The 15,997-nt window shown below is 40.9% G+C and carries 14 protein-coding genes; 10 read left to right on the forward strand and 4 right to left on the reverse strand.

What is annotated here, in order from left to right; translation table 11 throughout:
* Positions 1–62 precede the first annotated feature (62 nt).
* Positions 63–1,337, forward strand: a complete 1,275-nt coding sequence (locus GVY04_21215) for a DUF815 domain-containing protein (protein ID NBD18551.1) — start codon at positions 63–65, stop codon at positions 1,335–1,337.
* Here GVY04_21215 and sodX read toward each other — a convergent pair.
* Together sodX and GVY04_21225 are read right to left on the reverse strand one after the other, a co-directional pair.
* On the reverse strand, positions 1,334–1,678 hold the full coding sequence (gene sodX, locus GVY04_21220) for a nickel-type superoxide dismutase maturation protease (GenBank protein ID NBD18552.1): 345 nt from the start codon (positions 1,676–1,678) through the stop codon (positions 1,334–1,336). The genes GVY04_21215 and sodX overlap by 4 nt on opposite strands.
* A gap of 24 nt (positions 1,679–1,702) precedes the next feature.
* Entirely contained in the window at positions 1,703–3,724 is a 2,022-nt protein-coding gene (locus GVY04_21225) for an elongation factor G (protein NBD18553.1), read from the reverse strand.
* Positions 3,725–4,282: 558 nt separating this feature from the next.
* Here GVY04_21225 and GVY04_21230 point away from each other — a divergent pair.
* The 9 genes from GVY04_21230 to GVY04_21270 all read left to right on the forward strand — a co-directional run bounded on the left by GVY04_21230 (position 4,283) and on the right by GVY04_21270 (position 13,410).
* On the forward strand, positions 4,283–5,839 hold the full coding sequence (locus GVY04_21230; GenBank protein NBD18554.1) for an FAD-dependent oxidoreductase: 1,557 nt from the start codon (positions 4,283–4,285) through the stop codon (positions 5,837–5,839).
* 383 nt (positions 5,840–6,222) lie between these two features.
* Positions 6,223–9,318, forward strand: a complete 3,096-nt coding sequence (locus tag GVY04_21235) for an ATP-binding cassette domain-containing protein (GenBank protein NBD18555.1) — start codon at positions 6,223–6,225, stop codon at positions 9,316–9,318.
* A 130-nt stretch (positions 9,319–9,448) separates the two neighbouring features.
* The gene (locus GVY04_21240) at positions 9,449–10,864 is read left to right on the forward strand and encodes an HlyD family type I secretion periplasmic adaptor subunit (GenBank protein NBD18556.1); all 1,416 of its coding nucleotides are present in this window, start codon (positions 9,449–9,451) and stop codon (positions 10,862–10,864) included.
* Between the two features lie 138 nt (positions 10,865–11,002).
* Positions 11,003–11,293, forward strand: coding sequence for a HetP family heterocyst commitment protein (locus GVY04_21245; protein NBD18557.1), 291 nt, complete (start codon positions 11,003–11,005; stop codon positions 11,291–11,293).
* Between the two features lie 132 nt (positions 11,294–11,425).
* Positions 11,426–11,632 carry a hypothetical protein gene (locus GVY04_21250; GenBank protein NBD18558.1) on the forward strand — a complete coding sequence of 69 codons (207 nt, stop codon included), beginning with the start codon at positions 11,426–11,428 and terminating at the stop codon, positions 11,630–11,632.
* 48 nt (positions 11,633–11,680) lie between these two features.
* Positions 11,681–11,866 (forward strand): hypothetical protein, encoded by a 186-nt coding sequence (locus GVY04_21255; protein ID NBD18559.1) that lies wholly within the window; start codon positions 11,681–11,683, stop codon positions 11,864–11,866.
* A 36-nt stretch (positions 11,867–11,902) separates the two neighbouring features.
* Positions 11,903–12,103 carry a hypothetical protein gene (locus tag GVY04_21260; GenBank protein NBD18560.1) on the forward strand — a complete coding sequence of 67 codons (201 nt, stop codon included), beginning with the start codon at positions 11,903–11,905 and terminating at the stop codon, positions 12,101–12,103.
* A 149-nt stretch (positions 12,104–12,252) separates the two neighbouring features.
* Entirely contained in the window at positions 12,253–12,465 is a 213-nt protein-coding gene (locus GVY04_21265) for a hypothetical protein (protein NBD18561.1), read from the forward strand.
* A 189-nt stretch (positions 12,466–12,654) separates the two neighbouring features.
* On the forward strand, positions 12,655–13,410 hold the full coding sequence (locus GVY04_21270) for a peptidylprolyl isomerase (protein NBD18562.1): 756 nt from the start codon (positions 12,655–12,657) through the stop codon (positions 13,408–13,410).
* 118 nt (positions 13,411–13,528) lie between these two features.
* Here GVY04_21270 and GVY04_21275 read toward each other — a convergent pair whose 3' ends face one another.
* On the reverse strand, positions 13,529–15,073 hold the full coding sequence (locus GVY04_21275; GenBank protein NBD18563.1) for an AbgT family transporter: 1,545 nt from the start codon (positions 15,071–15,073) through the stop codon (positions 13,529–13,531).
* A 281-nt stretch (positions 15,074–15,354) separates the two neighbouring features.
* A partial coding sequence (locus GVY04_21280) for a D-alanine--D-alanine ligase (GenBank protein ID NBD18564.1) occupies positions 15,355–15,997 on the reverse strand: 643 nt, incomplete at its 5' end.

A 15,997-nucleotide genomic window follows, 5' to 3' on the forward strand; every position in this document is an offset into this window, starting at 1 on the left:
TATTAAATGCAATCAAAATGAGTCATTGCTGAGAACTGACTGATATCCCTTTGAGTGTAATTATGTCTTCCTCTTCGTCCCGTCCCTCTGCTAGTTTTTTGCTCCAACAAGCTGCCTCTTTATTGCTATATCAGTCGGTATTAGCAGATGAGGTGGGACAAGCCTTTCTTGAATTATTACAAAGATTAAAAGAACAGCGCGATCGCGACCTTTGTCTCCAAGCCTACGGCACTTGGTTTAAATCTCTCGCCGCCAGCCAACAAAGTTGGGAAGATTACCTCGTCCATCGGATTCTCTATGATGACAATCCCTTTTCGCAACAAGTGCAATCGACCTCTCTCGAAGCGTTACCCCCAGCGCTCGTTCAAGCAGCGCAAGTGGACCTGAGAGCATTACAAGAACTTTATCGCTGTGGGAGTGCGACCCTGAGTCGGTGGGTTCAAGCGGGTTGTCAGTTGAATCATCCGCTCATTGCTTGGAAACAGCCCATTGCCAGCGATCATTTCCTCCATCACCACAAGGATTGGCGGTCTGTATTACCGGAACTGGCGAACCATTATCAAACTTATGGTTGTGGGATTTTTGCTCAATATCAAGCATTTACTTGGCAAGCCGGGCAATTAGTAGGCATTGCCCATCCTGATCCCGTGCAAATGACAGAAATTGTGGGGTATGACTGGCAGAAAGAAAAGCTGGTGCAAAATACCCAGTTCCTTTTGAAAGGCTATTCTGCCCTGAATGTTCTCCTTTATGGTAGCCGTGGCTCGGGAAAATCTTCTTTGGTGAAAGGCTTACTCAATGAATATGCCCGTGATGGCTTGCGATTAGTAGAGGTGCCCAAATCAGAATTGCGCAATCTTCCCTTGATTTTAGAGCAATTACGGGACTTACCCCAGAAGTTTATTATTTTTGTCGATGATTTGTCTTTTGAAGAAGATGACGACTCGTTTAAAGCATTGAAAGTGGTTTTAGAAGGAAATATTACCGCGCGATCGCGCAATGTGGTCGTTTATGCCACCTCCAACCGCCGTCATCTCATTCGCGAGTTTTTCGAGGATCGCCCTCGTCCCAGCGATCAAGACGAAGTTCATGCTTGGGATACAGTACAAGAAAAATTATCGTTCAGCGATCGCTTCGGTTTAACCCTCACCTTTGAACCGCCTAACCAAGATCGCTATCTGGAAATTGTGCATCATTTGGCTCAATTCGCCCAAATCCCCCTCAAACCAGACGACTTAGAATTTAGAGCCAAACAGTGGGCTACTCGCCATAACGGGCGTTCTGGGCGCAGTGCGAGGCAGTTCATCGACTTTTTACAGGGCGAACTCGGGGTTTAACCAAAACGACAAGTGACACGCCCTACAATTTGCTCTAAGCTCACACTGCCAAAACTTCTGCTATCGGTACTTTCTTGAGGATTATCCCCCACGAGGAAATAGTTGCCGGTTGCGGAAATAAAACTCACGCGTTTAATCACTTGGAGATTCCCTTGAGTCGGATGTTGGGCAACTACTAGATCTCCAATTTGGAGATGCTGAGTTTCTTGGATTGCGGGGTCAATTAGGACTTCTTCTCCCGGTTTTAAGAGCGGAAGCATCGAGTGGCCAACCACACGAAACCGTTTACGTTTTCTCAGCAACCACAGCAAAAATTCTTTCAGTGTAATATCTGCTAGCATCCGGTATCTCTAAATTGATGACGATTACATCCCTGCTAGAACTTCCTGTGTAATTTTCGCCGGCACTTCTTGTAGATGATGGGGTTGCCAGTCAAAAAAGCCCACTCCTAACGTCAGCGATCGCAGCTCGATAATAAAATTCTGCATTTCCGCTTGGGGCAGATAAGCAGTCACTTGATCCCAATTGAGCCAATCGCTACAGCTTTGATAACCCATAATCTGTCCCCGGTGTCCACTGAGCAATTGCAGGACATTCGCCGTAAAATCGCTTGGGGCATACACTTGAATTTCTAAAATCGGCTCTAACAAAATCGGTTCACAATTGAGCATTCCCTCACTCATGGCGAGGCGGGCAGCTTGCTTAAACGCTTGTTCCGAACTATCAACGGAATGATAAGAGCCATCAGTCAGCGTCACTGCGACATCAACTACAGGAAAGCCGAGGGGACCTTGATGGAGGTATTCTTCTACACCGGCGGCAACACCGGGAATATACTGTTTGGGAATCGCTCCCCCAAAAATTGTCTCGTCAAACTGAAAGCCTTCCCCGCGGGGTAAGGGCTGGATATCGAGATAAACATCACCGAAGGCTCCATGTCCACCGGTTTGATGTTTATACCGCCCGTGCGCCTGAGTGCCTTTGCGAATTGTTTCTTGATAGGGCACTCGGGGTAAATCGGTTTTCATCGACAAGTTATATTTACGCTGCAAGCGATCTAACGCGACTTTCAGATGAATTTCTCCTTGTCCCCACAGTACAACGTCTTGGGTATCGCCCTTTTGTTCCCAATACAAAGCAGGGTCTTCTTCGAGGAGTTTTGCCATCGCTTCGGTCAGTTTCACTTCATCTTTGCGGTTTTGCGGAGTAATTGCCAAAGCATAGACAAAAGACATTTTTTCCGGGGTCGGAAGCGAGATTTGAGCATCGCCACTGCTCAGGGTATCTCCCGTTTGGATCCCTTCTAGGCGAGAGAGAGCAACGATTTCTCCGGCAAAGGCTTCTGGAACTGAGGTTTGTTGTTGTCCGAGAAGTTGATACATTCCCCCTGGGCGTATCCCATTGAGAATCATATTATCAGTGAGTCGTCCTTGCCAAATTCGGATCAGGGACAGTTTTCCCCCTTGCGGTGAATAGTAAGTTTTCAGCACTTGAGCAATTGTGGGGGATTCAGTGGCGACGGGATCGAGTCCGCGCCGTTTTGCCGTGATCTCTGGCGCCGGCACTTCTGCGATTAAAGCCGATAATAAGGGACGGACCCCATAATCTTGTTCAGCGATGCCAAAGCAAACAGGAACGATTAAATCAGCACTGACATCTTGCTTGAGATCTTGTCGGATTTCTTCGAGGGAAGGATTAATGTCTTCGAGGAGTTCTTCCAGGAGGTGGTCGTCAAATTCAGCCAGTCCTTCTAAGAGATCGTCACGAGCGAGTTTCTCTTCTGCTGTGGCTGTGTCCGGTAGCGGTACGGGATCGGCCTCTGTTCCGGCATGGTATTGATAAGCTTGCTCAGTAATTAGATCAATATAACCGAGGAGGGTTTGACCTTGGTAAAGGGGATATTGTTGCGGGAGTAAGGGGCGCGGGGAAACGGCTTTAATGGCGGCCAAAATTTCAGTAAAGGGATGATTGGCGCGATCCATTTTGTTGAGAAAAACCAAGTGGGGAATTTCCCACTCATCAAGGAATTTTAAGATGGGAGCAAGAGTTAAAACTCGCTCCACTGTAGGCTCACAGACAACAACGGCTGCATCAACTCCCAGCAGAGCATTTTGGGTTTCTTGAGCAAACTCAATGGAACCAGGGCAATCAAGAAACGTGAATTGTAAATCTTCAAAGGTGGTGTAAGCAGTATTAATTTCAACGGTCATTGCGCGATCGCGCGCTTCGGGAAGATTATCCCCAACCGTATTTCCCTGTTTGATACTGCCTTTACGTTTAATGTTTTCCGAGACAAACAATAAACTTTCTAACAGAGTCGTTTTACCACTGCTCGCCGGACCGACAATCGCAATATTTCTTGATTGTTTCGACACTTTGCCATTCATCATGATTCCCTCCAAGTTGATCACTCCGACAAGCAAATTTCACTGTAGAGCGTTGCCATTTGCTGTCAGATCGCTTTTAACTAAAACCCAACATAATTTAATTTTAAAGGGAGTTTAACTGGTTTTTAGATTCAGATCACCTAATTTTAATTTTTCCTCGCAAGTGCCCATCTCCTCACAACATCACTGGTCGATAAGGGCTGGATAGTGGTCTGATTTTTAACACAATTTTATATTTTTTGTCTTTATTGTTTAATATTCTTAATCTTAATTCAGCCTTTTTTGTAACAAAATCTACAGAAATTAGAGCTTTATTAATATGATTAAAAGTCATCCATTTTAAGATAGGAATAAAGGAAAGAGATCAACTGTCCCGAGTCATCATCCCCTTCTAGCCTCATCGCGTCCATTCTGTTTCTCAAAGAGCACTAGCTCACGACCAATTGCTGTAATCCCACAAAGAGGATTCGATGAAGCTGTTGCTTTGCTTTAAGGGGTTGGAGAAGAAAAAAGAACGATTTAAAACGCATTTGTCTTAGCGCTTCAGGAGGAGAAACTATGAAAACGTATGACTATGTCATTTTAGGAGCTGGCTTAGGCGGTTTGTCCGCAGCCGCTTGTTTAACGCAGCAAGGATATCAAGTCGCCGTCTTAGAACAGCACTACCTTCCGGGCGGGTGTTGTCATACTTTTGAATATGGCGAGTATCGCTTCTGTGCCGATGTTCACTATATTTACCAATGTGCCCAAGGTCAAACCGTCTCCCAATTTCTCAACTATATCGGTCGCCATGTTCCCTTTAATTCCTTGGCTGCGGATTGTATTGACCGGGTGATTACCCCAGAAGTCGATTTTCGGATTCCTTTAAATTGGGAAAAATTCCGCGATCGTCTCCTGGCTCATTTTCCAGAAGAAGCACGGGGCATCAATCTTTACTGTGATGAAATTAAACAACTTCATCAAGAGATACAACAAGTAAACAACGATATCCGCTGGTTCGATTTTAACTGGTTGGACTGGCTGTCCTTACCGAAGCATTGGCATTTATTTAGGAGACGGAACTGGACCTTACAAGACCTTTATGACCACATTGGGCTATCTCCGAAACTGCAAGCTCTATTAGCCGGTCAAAGTGGAGATTATGGCTTACCTCCCTCAGAAATTGCTTTGCTCACTCATGCTTCGTTAGTTTCTGACTATGCTGAAGGCGCTTACTATCCTCAACACCATTTCAAACACTTAGTCGATACGGTCGTTTCGGCGATCACTGAAGCGGGAGGAAGCATCCATTATTCTACTCCGGTCGAGCACATTGAAGTTGAAAATCATCAAATTAAAAGAGTTATCGCCGGGGACGAAATTTATCACGCCAATCTTGCTTATATCAGCGACCTTGATCCCAAACTGACCGTCGAACTGATGCACGCACCGCAAGCACTCAGCCGCTCGGAGTATAACCGCCTGACGAATTATGAATACTCCGCCAGTGCGTTTAATATTTATCTTGGTTTGGATACCCGCTTTGATCCGAGTCGCTATGGAATTGGCAGCTGGAATATTTGGTACTATCCCAATAACGACCTCAATCAAGCCTATCAAAACCAATTGCAAGGGAATTTAGAACATCCCTGGCTCTTTTTATCCTGTCCCACCCTCAAATCAGAGGAACCTGGTATGGCTCCGGCTGGTCATCATGTTTTAGAAATTGCCACTGTCTGTCCCTACCAACCTTTTAAAGAACTGCACGAGACTGATGTCAAGGCGTACAAAGCCAAAAAACGAGCTACGTATCAGCAAGTCATGGCGAGCGTCCAAGATTTAGTCCCTGATATTAATCAATACATTCGCATGAAAGTTTTCGGGACTCCCACAACTAGCGAATATTATCTTGGACAACCCGAAGGGAATATGTATGGAGCCAATCTGATTCCCCAACAAATTGGCTTAAATCGTCTTGGGTATAAAACGGAATTACTCAATCTCTTCTTAGTGGGGGCGAGTGCGGGCTATCCCAGTGTTCCGGGAGTGATTAGTAATGGGATGGATGTTGTGGAATTACTCACCGGAGAATCGGTTCGTCAAAAACAACGGGAGTTAGCAATGAGTCGTTCCTAGTGAGTGAACTACGCACATCCGGCTTCGCCTGAGATGTGCGCTTTCAGTAGCCCTCCATCTGTTGCACAAGACAACAAATGGGAGCCTCCGGGCGAGTTTACACATCCACTCTATTTGTTATTTTGTCAACAGAATTAATACTGAATTTATTGTGGTATTTTTACAGTTTATTTGATAACAAATAACACTTTAAAAATAAATATAATGACAGAATTTTGTAAATATTTCTACTATATTCTGCTGGGTTATTATCGATAAAGTTCAGGGATTTCCGTCATTTTAGCCTCCGAAAAATCAAGCCTTGAAAGCAATTTGGTACAAAATGGTTATGTTAGGCTCTTCAATTAAGAGTTCCTAGCTAAAATTAACTAGCTACAATTAATATGACGGCAAATCTAGAGAATAATGGGGAAATGGCATCGGTAACCCTTTCTAACCAAGACATTATTCTACAGAGCTTACTGACTAAAAAATCAGTCTTTACGGAAATTGATCAGGAGCAGCTTGCTACTTTTAGTGATAGATTTGAAATCTTCTCTTTTCAACTGGGTGACTTAGTTCATGAATTCTCAGCTCCTCCTGGACGTGAAGTGCAAGAGGCAAATAACTTTTCAGATTGTTATTTAATGTGTCGAGGAAAGGTGAGATTACTGAGCTTTGATCCAGAAAAACAAAGGTCAGTGTCTATCCAAGTTTTAGGCAAAGGAGAGTTATTTGGTGGCGATACGTTGATGAGGGAAACTTGCTCATCCTATCAGGTCGTTGCTGCGCAAAGTTCCGAAACAGTTCAGGTGGCTCGTCTTGCTCCTTTCCAACAAAAACATTGGTTTCAAGAAAACTCACAACTGAAAGTACCGTGGCTCAATGCGGCTCAAAAGCGGCAAGCCTTAATTTTTTTGAAAACTTTAACTGAATTACGCAAATTTCCCAGTCATCGTTTGGAAAAGCTGGTACCTTATATCCAAAAAATACAAATTCCGGCGGGACAATCTTTAGCCCAAGCTGCTCCTGCTGAAGCAGGACGTTTTTGGTTAAGGCAAGGACACATTGAACCCTCTTCTGTAGAGGCTTGGGGATACCCTGATGTTGTTCCGTCAGATTGGTTTGCGCAGAGTACTTTATGGTTATATCATTTACCGAAAGAATATTTGACGATACTTCCCACTTTTGAAGAGGCAACAAGCACTAGCTTGAAAGAAAATCCTTCTTCTTCTCCGATTACTGTCAAAAATCCTGATATTCCCTCCCCTACGGAGAGTTCTCCTCTATTGCCAACAGAAACGGTTGAAGTAGAGTTTCCCCAACCGCAAAAAAAACGGCAGAACTTTTGGCGTCACTATCCTTTTGTCGAGCAACATAGTAGTTCCGATTGTGGGGTGGCTTGCTTAGTCATGATTAGTCGGTATTGGCAGAAACGGTTTAGTATTAACTCGGTACGACGTTTAGGTGATATTGGTCGTTCTGGAGCTTCTTTATCGGTTCTTGCGAAAGTAGCGGAAAAGCTAGGTTATATCACTAAACCAGTACGAGCCAGTTTAGGGGCTTTGGTGAATACAACGCAGAATAATCCTTGGATTGCTCATTGGCAAGGGGATCATTATGTTGTTGTCTATCGAGTCAATAGAAATAGAGTACTGATTGCTGATCCAGCGCGGGGAAAGCAGCGTTTATCTCGTAAACAATTCTTAGAAAGTTGGACTGGATATGCACTGCTACTGGAACCAACAACCGATTTAGAAGAATTCCCAGAAGAAAAACCGTCTTTAGGAAAATTCTTTAAGTTACTCTTACCTTATAAATCTACTGCGTTTCAAGTTATTGTTGCCTCACTGTTAATTCAACTGTTTGGTGTAGTCACCCCTCTGTTTACTCAGATTATTCTTGATCAAGTCGTGGTCAATAATAGCCTCACGATGTTGCATGTTTTTGCTCTCGGCATATTGTTTTTTGGCATGGCAGAGGTCATTTTATCCGGAACTCGGCAGTATTTACTGAGCTATTTATCCAATATCTTGGACTTGACCATGATTGGGGGATTTATTCGCCATACAATGAAACTGCCTTTAAAGTTTTTTGAATCGCGTCATGTCGGAGATATTATTACGCGAGTCAGTGAAAATAGGAAAATTCAACGTTTTTTACTGAACAAGGGCATGATTGCGTGGTTAGATATCCTAATGAGTGTGGTTTATTTAGGGTTAATGTTTTATTACAACTGGCGTTTAACCCTTTTAATTATTGCCCTAATTCCACCCATTGTTATCTTGACGTTAATTGCAACACCTTGGATTCGCAAAATTTCGCGAGAAGTTTTCAATCAGTCGGCAGAGCAAAATTCAGCTTTAGTTGAAACGATGACTGGTATCGAAACAGTTAAGACTACGGCTTCAGAACAAGAAATGCGCTGGCGTTGGGAAGATTATCTGACTGATTTTTTAAATATTCGCTTCCAAAGACAAAAATTAGTCGTGAAGCTTGAAGCGGCGAATAAACTGATCAATGTTATTGGTACAACTGCTTTGTTATGGTACGGCGCAAAATTAGTGATTCAAGGTCAGCTGAGTATTGGACAATTGGTGGCATTTAATATGCTATTGGGAAGAGTGATTAATCCAATTCTGACTCTTGCTAATGTTTGGGATGAATTACAAGAAGTTCTGATTTCAGTTGAACGACTTAATGATGTCTTTACAGTGCAATCAGAAGAAACCGCCGAACAAAATTTGTTAGCTTTACCTTCGCTCATGGGTGAAGTCAATGTTGACCATGTTACATTTCGTTATAGTTCTGATAGTGACCGTAATGCTGTTGATGGCATTACTTTCCAAGCCAATCCAGGAGAAACGATTGCTTTAGTCGGACGGAGTGGTTCGGGCAAAACAACATTGGCTAAACTACTACAAGGCTTGTATCAACCAGATTTTGGGCATATTTATATCGATGGTCATGATTTAGCCAATGTTTCTCCTCAGTCTTTGCGTTCGCAGTTGGGTGTTGTCTCCCAAGATTGTTTTCTCTTCTCAGGAACAATTCTTGAGAATATTACCCTTTATCGACCGGACTTTACGTTAGAAGAAGTGATTGAAGTCGCGAAACTGGCTGAAGCTCATAGCTTTATTCAAGCAATGCCGCTTGGTTACAATACAAAAGTCGGAGAACGGGGTGCCAATTTATCAGGAGGACAGCGACAACGGATCGCGATCGCGCGGGCTTTACTGGATAATCCTAAAATTTTAATTCTCGATGAAGCAACGAGTTCTCTTGATACTGAGTCAGAGCAACGATTTCAAGATAACCTAAAACGGGTCTCTCAAGAACGAACAACATTTATTATTGCCCATCGACTTTCAACTGTCCGTAATGCTGATTGTATTTTAGTGTTAGATCAAGGCTTATTAGTGGAAAAAGGGACTCATGAAGAATTGATTGGAGAACAGAAATTATACTATCATTTAGCACAACAGCAACTCGATATTTAATCAACATCTAACTAATTAAAATGAAAGGGTTCAGATAAATAAATTAATTTCAAAAAAATGCCAATTTGGCCAATATAATCTCAAAAAATATAATAAAATATGGAAATGAAGATGGACTATTCAAGATATTATGTCTTCAGAAAACTCATCTTCTGCTATGGAAAAATATCAGTCACAGACTGATTCTCAGAAGACTGAGCTAACAAATAAGAATGATCATAAAACTAATTCTTCAGCCCTTAGTACAACTACACATACTTCATCCTTAGAGCAACCTTCAGAGGAATGGTCTTCTTCTGTACAAAATCTTTTGGATAAACCCCCGGCTTCTTTTCCCTTACGTTCAATTTTCGGCAGTTTGGTCTTTTGTATTGCTATTGCAAGTTGGGCTTGGTTCGGGCATATTGATAAAGTAGGACAAGCACAAGGGAAGTTAATCCCTAAAGGTGATACTTATCAAATTGAACCGACCCGTAATGGTAAAATCAAAAAACTTTTGATTGAAGAAGGAGATACTGTAAAAAAAGGAGAAACTCTAGCTAAATTAAATGCTGAAAAAATTACGCAAAATATTAATCAATTAAATGAAAAGTTAGCCAATCATGAAAATCAGTTACAACAAAAAGAAAATTTATTAGAAACGAAAAAATCAGAACTTTTAAATAGTAAAAAGATTGCCACGACTGAAATAGAGTCAAAAAAAATCGCGATCGCGCAAACCAAAGAAAAAATTTCCGCGAAAACCAGACAGCTCCAAGCTATACAATTAGAAGTATCCCAAAATCAAAAGCGGGTAAAACGCCTGAAACCTCTTCAGCAAAATGGGGCAATTTCACAAGAATATTTATTTCAAGCTCAGCAATCTTTGCAAAGAAGCAGAATGAAACTAATCCGTATTCAAAATGAGGTTAAGACGGCACAACAAGAAATCAAGCGTTTACAAGTAAATCTCAGTCAAGCAAAAGATAAAAAAAAGCAACTTCAGCTAGAAGCTCAACAAAAAATCCAGCAACTTCAAATTAGTATAAATCAACTTAAAGGAAAAATAGAAAATACTAAACATGAATTAGCAATTACCAAGAATAAACAGAAAGAAACTCTATTAAAATCACCGATCAATGGTACAGTTTTATCTCTCAACTTGCAAAATATTGGTCAGGTGATTAAACCAGGACAAACAATTGCTGAGCTGGCACCTCAAAATAATCCCTTAGTTTTAGATGCTGCAGTTCCTGCTCAAGAAGCTGGCTTCTTAGAAAAAGGTATGTCAGTCAAGATTAAATTTAATGCCTATCCTTACCAAGACTACGGTGTAATTGAAGGCAATGTATTATCAATTTCTCCTAACTCACATACCAATAAAAAGGGAACATTTTATCAAGTTGAAATTGGTCTAGACCGCAACTACATTAAGCACAATCAAGAGAAAATTAAATTTAAAGCGGGTCAAAGTGCTAATGCTGAAATTATAATTCGTCGTCGCCGTATTGCTAATGTAATTTTTGATCCAATTAAAAAATTACAAGAAGGAGGCTTGAATTTATAAACGTTTGGCACGTAAACCGAAATATCAGAAATTCCAGAATTTTTGCTGTATACTATTTTGGTTAACACTCAATCAGTTTAAAGCTATGACTTAAGCGAAAATGCACACCTAATAAAAACGATTAAAAACAGGTTAACTATGTCAGATCATAAAGATTTTTCTAACAAACAGATTGATAATGTCATCAATGAAGATGAATTTGAAGAAATTATTAATGCTATTTCAGAGGGAGAATATTCTTGGGCTTGTGTATTGATGCTTGAAACAGCTGGATATAACCCCTTAAATCATATTCCATATCGGACGTATACTCGCTTAATAAAGAAGCACTGTAAATCTCGCACATCAAGCTATAAATCTCAGTCTAGGCAAATAATTCAATCCAATTCAAATGGTAGAGTAAATCTCCAAAATTCACTAATAAACTAATTTAAGTACAGCAAAAAAACAAAGAAAAAATGCCAGTCTGACCACACAAAACCTTTCAAATTTACTATAGTTTTAAATGTGAACAGCCACATGGCTTAATTCACAATTGCAGAAATCATGAAGGAGGAAATAATGATTATTTCCAATCTCGAACATTTAGAAGCTGTTTCCGAAGACAACGCAATTCAAGGTGGATTGAATATTTTTGATCAAAACATCGCTGCAAATATAGCTAGCGTGTCTCAATTACAAAATGGAGACACAAATGCTCAAAATGCTGTTGTTGCGCAAGTTAATAGTATCACCGATAATGATGCTGTTGGATTTTTGAGTAATTAATTTCCTAATTAAACAGCTAGCAATTCACTACAAATTAAGGAGACTGCAATGATTATTTCCAATCTTGAACATGTAGAAGCTATGTCTGAAGACAAAGCAATTCAAGGTGGATTTTCTGATTTAAATGCTGCTTTGAATTTGGCTAAAGTAAGTCAAGATCAAGCAGGCGTAGGGAATAATCAAGGCGTTGTTCTTGCCCAAATTAACAGTATCAATGACAACGTATTGATTTAAAAATCCAGCAATTCACTAGAAATCAAGGAGACTACAATGATTATTTCCAATCTCAGTTACCTAGAAGCTATGCCTGAAGATACTAAAGTTCAAGGTGGATTTTCCAATTTAAATGCTGCTTTGAACTTAGCTACAGTAGGCCAAGGGCAACTTGGAAAAGGTAATATCCAATCAGTTGCCATTGGGCAAACCAATGTTATTGAGAACTCCGATATCTTCCTCACTCCATCAGAGTAGGATACTACTGTAAATTAAGGATACGACAACGTTAAATCCTCCTTATGGGAAAGAAGCTAAGCTATTTTAGCTTCTTCCCAATTTTGCTTCATTAAACTTTGTCTCTGAACTAAAAGCTAGTTTTTTTACCACACATTAAGGAGAGGATAATGGTTATTTCCAATCTCAGTTACCTAGAAGATATATCTGAAGATACTAACTTAGAAGGTGGTGTTTCGATTGCACTTCCTAGTTCTAGTACAGTGGTTAATGGACCAGATATTAATGTTGGTTTTAATATAGCCAATATTACTCAAATACAAGTAGGTCAAGGTAATTTTCAATCTGCTGCCGTTGCACAAGCTAATTTGATCAATGATTAAGGAATAATTATTAGTATAAATAAACCAACTGATCTTGCTGAAATGGTTATTTCTTGAGTCAGTTTTGGAGATTTCCTTTAGATTCAATTTGTTAACAGAATGGAAGAAGCTAGAATAGAAACTTATAGCTTCTTCCTAATACATTAAAAATTTCTTGAATCTCGATTTCAACATTTTAATTCTTATCTTATGGTTGAATTTTCAGGGCAAGTAATTGAAACAGATGAAGTTATAGATTTTTTAAAGAAACAAGTTAAACTGAAAGATACTTGTATCAAAATATTACATCAGAAGATAATTAATCATGCCCTTAAAACTTATGGTGTCCAGATTAAACCTGAAGAAGTTCAAGCGCAAGGAGATCGGTTACGACGACAAAGGCATTTAGAACAAGCCGAAGATACCTTTGCTTGGCTTGCTGAGGAATTAATTACCCCTGAAGATTGGGAAGCAGGAATTTACGATCATTTAGCAGCTCATAAACTTTCTGATCATCTTTTTTCTCAAGCAGTAAAAGATTTTTTTAACCAAAATCAACATAATTTTGAAAAAATATTACTTTATCAAATTATTGTTTCTGATAAAAAATTAGCTTGGGAAATTTTTTATCAAATAGAAGAAGAAGAAATGAGCTTTTATCAAGCTGCTCATTTATATGATATTGATCCTGAGCGTAGAATTCAATGTGGTTATGTCGGTAAGGTTCATCGTTATGACTTAAAACAAAATATAGCAACACTTGTTTTTCAAGCTAAACAGGATACAGTGATCACACCTTTTGCGTCTGAACAAGGATATCATCTGTTTTTAGTTGAAGAATTTATTCCTGCTGAATTAACAGACGAAATTTATCAAATGTTACTGAACCAAATGTTTGAAAATTGGCTTGCAAAAGAACTTGACTATATGCTTTTTAATCAAAATAATTATCAGGCAACTTTATAAATAAAGTTATTCCTTCCTCATTCAAGTCATAAAGGTCGTGCTACAAGAAGCTAATTCAGAAAGAAACCTTATGCAATGGTTGACGGTTTCTTGAAAAAAACATTGCCCCTGAAGCCTTTCAAGATAGATAGATGGGGGCATTGGGACCCAGGGGTAATCCTAAAACGGTCCATAACAAAAACAGGGCGAGCCAACTGACTAAAAACAGCACAGAATAGGGCAACATTAAAGCAATTAAACGCCCGATTCCCAAATCTGGATCATATTGTTGTCCAAAGGCAATAACCACCGGAAAATATGGCATCAGTGGGGTGAGAATATTAGTACTGGAATCACCAATGCGATAAAGGGCTTGAATGGCTTCGGGAGAATACCCCACCAACACTAGCATCGGTACAAAAACTGGGGCTAAAACTGCCCATTTTGCTGAAGCGGAACCAATAAATAAATTTAAGAAAACGCTGAAAGCGACAAACAAGAATAAGGCAGGTAATCCTTGAATGCTGGTGGCTTCTAAAAACTGGGCTCCACTAATGGCAAAAATCAAGCCTAAATTACTCCAGTCAAAATAGGCAACAAACTGAGCGGCAATAAAGGCAAGTACGAGATAATATCCCATGGAACTCATGGCTGTTGACATGGCACTGGCAACATCTCGATCTGTACGCAAGGTTCCGGCGACTTTGCCATAGGCAATGCCTGGAAAGAAAAATCCTAGGGCAACTAGAAAAACAATCCCTTCCATGAAAGGAGAAGAAATTGAGGAAATGAGGTTAGCGGTTTGCGGATCGCGCAATACCGCTTCTGGGGGAAGGGTTAACAGGGCAAGACACACTAAATAAGCAATGAGGGCATATCCTGCCCAACGTAGCCCTTTTCGTTGCAAGATGGTTAGTTCTTCTGGTTCAGAGATTTCTGTTTCGCGCTCCGTTCCTAATTTGGGTTCAATAATCCAATCTGTCACATACCAACCAATCAGTGTAATTAACACGGTAGAAACGGCCATGAAGTAATAGTTTGCTAGAGCATTGACGGTATAGTCTGCATTGACTAAACGGACGGCACTTTGTGATAAGCCTGCTAATAAGGGATCGAGAGGGTTAATAATTAAATTGGCACTAAAACCACCCGATACTCCCGCAAAGCCCGCGACTAACCCGGCAATGGGATGACGTCCAAAAGCACGAAAGACAACAGCCGACAAAGGGACTAAAATCACGTAGCCGGCATCTGCTGCTAAATTCGAGAGAACCCCGGCAAAGACAACCATGGGAGAGGCAAAACGAGCAGGGGCCATGAGAACTAAGCGGCGTAATGCGGTTGCTAACAATCCACTTTCTTGTGCGACCCCTACACCTAATAACGCTACTAATACAGTGCCTAAAGGGGGAAATTGCACAAAATTTGGCACCGCTTCACTGACAATGCGGCGGATGCCATCTGCTGTTAGTAAAGACACTGCTTCTACTGTTTCGTTTTTCGCAGGATTAACCACTGCCAAATTACTCCAAGACGCGATCGCGCTCGCAAAAATCGTCAATAAGGCAAGGAGGGCAAATAGAGTTAAAGGATCCGGCAAACGATTGCCAATGCGTTCAATTGAGTTAAGAATGGCAGTAAACCCCTTGCTTAGAGAAGAGTTTGGAGAAGGTGATTGACTCATAAATACCTAGCAGGAATAAGAGATTTCCCCAGTTAAGTTAACACTGATTGCAACTACGATTCTGTATGCTTTAAGCAAGTGGTCTCTGGTAATGATTAATCGCGGAAAAGGCTTGGTCAAGAGTGAATTAAACGAGTTGCGCGATGTCTGCGATACGAGCAAAGCCGTACGCGCTAACAGTCCAATACAGGGATGATGATTTCAAGAATCGCGCTAACTGCTACTGTAAAAACCTGCTAAAAGTATTTTCCAAAGGGTCAGGGTTTTGCTGAACGAGTCAATTAAATAATCGACTCATCCAAACGTTTTGCCTGAGACCGTTGAGAAGCACTACGCCAAACTTCAGTTACCACATTTTCTAATACCTCTCCATCTGCAAGTAGCATCCGAGAAATCATGCTAATTTCTCCGAATGACCAAAACAGACCCGCTTCTAAAAGATAAGGTTCGCCGGTTTCTTCATGAACGCGAAAATCAAATAGGGAATAATCGCGACAGCCTAGGGCGATATGGGCTTTTCTCGCTGCATCTGCGAGTTTCTCAAATAATTCTGGCGTAACTGCTGCCGGACATTGGGGTTTCGCAACAGGTTGGTCTGGTTGTTTTCCGGGCGTTCCATCGGCTTGTAGGTCATACTTATCCTGAGTGGTGCGAATAGTGTGGTCTTTAGGAAATAAGTATTCAATCATCGAGGGAACATATAATCCATTTCCGCGTTCAATCACACCCACACGCAGTTCTCGTCCGGGAATATAATCTTCGATGAGTAGGGTATCATCATAAGCAAAGCCTGTCTGTAACGCTGCTGCAATTTGATCTTTGGTTTTTACTAAAGTTAAGCCTAAGGAATTATCTTCGGAGTTGGCTTTGACAATAAACGGGGGTTCCATCGTCACTGTATCTCCAGAACGGACTTGTTGCGCT

Source organism: Cyanobacteria bacterium GSL.Bin1, assembly GCA_009909085.1.
In the GTDB taxonomy this organism is placed as follows: Bacteria; Cyanobacteriota; Cyanobacteriia; order Cyanobacteriales; family Rubidibacteraceae; genus Halothece.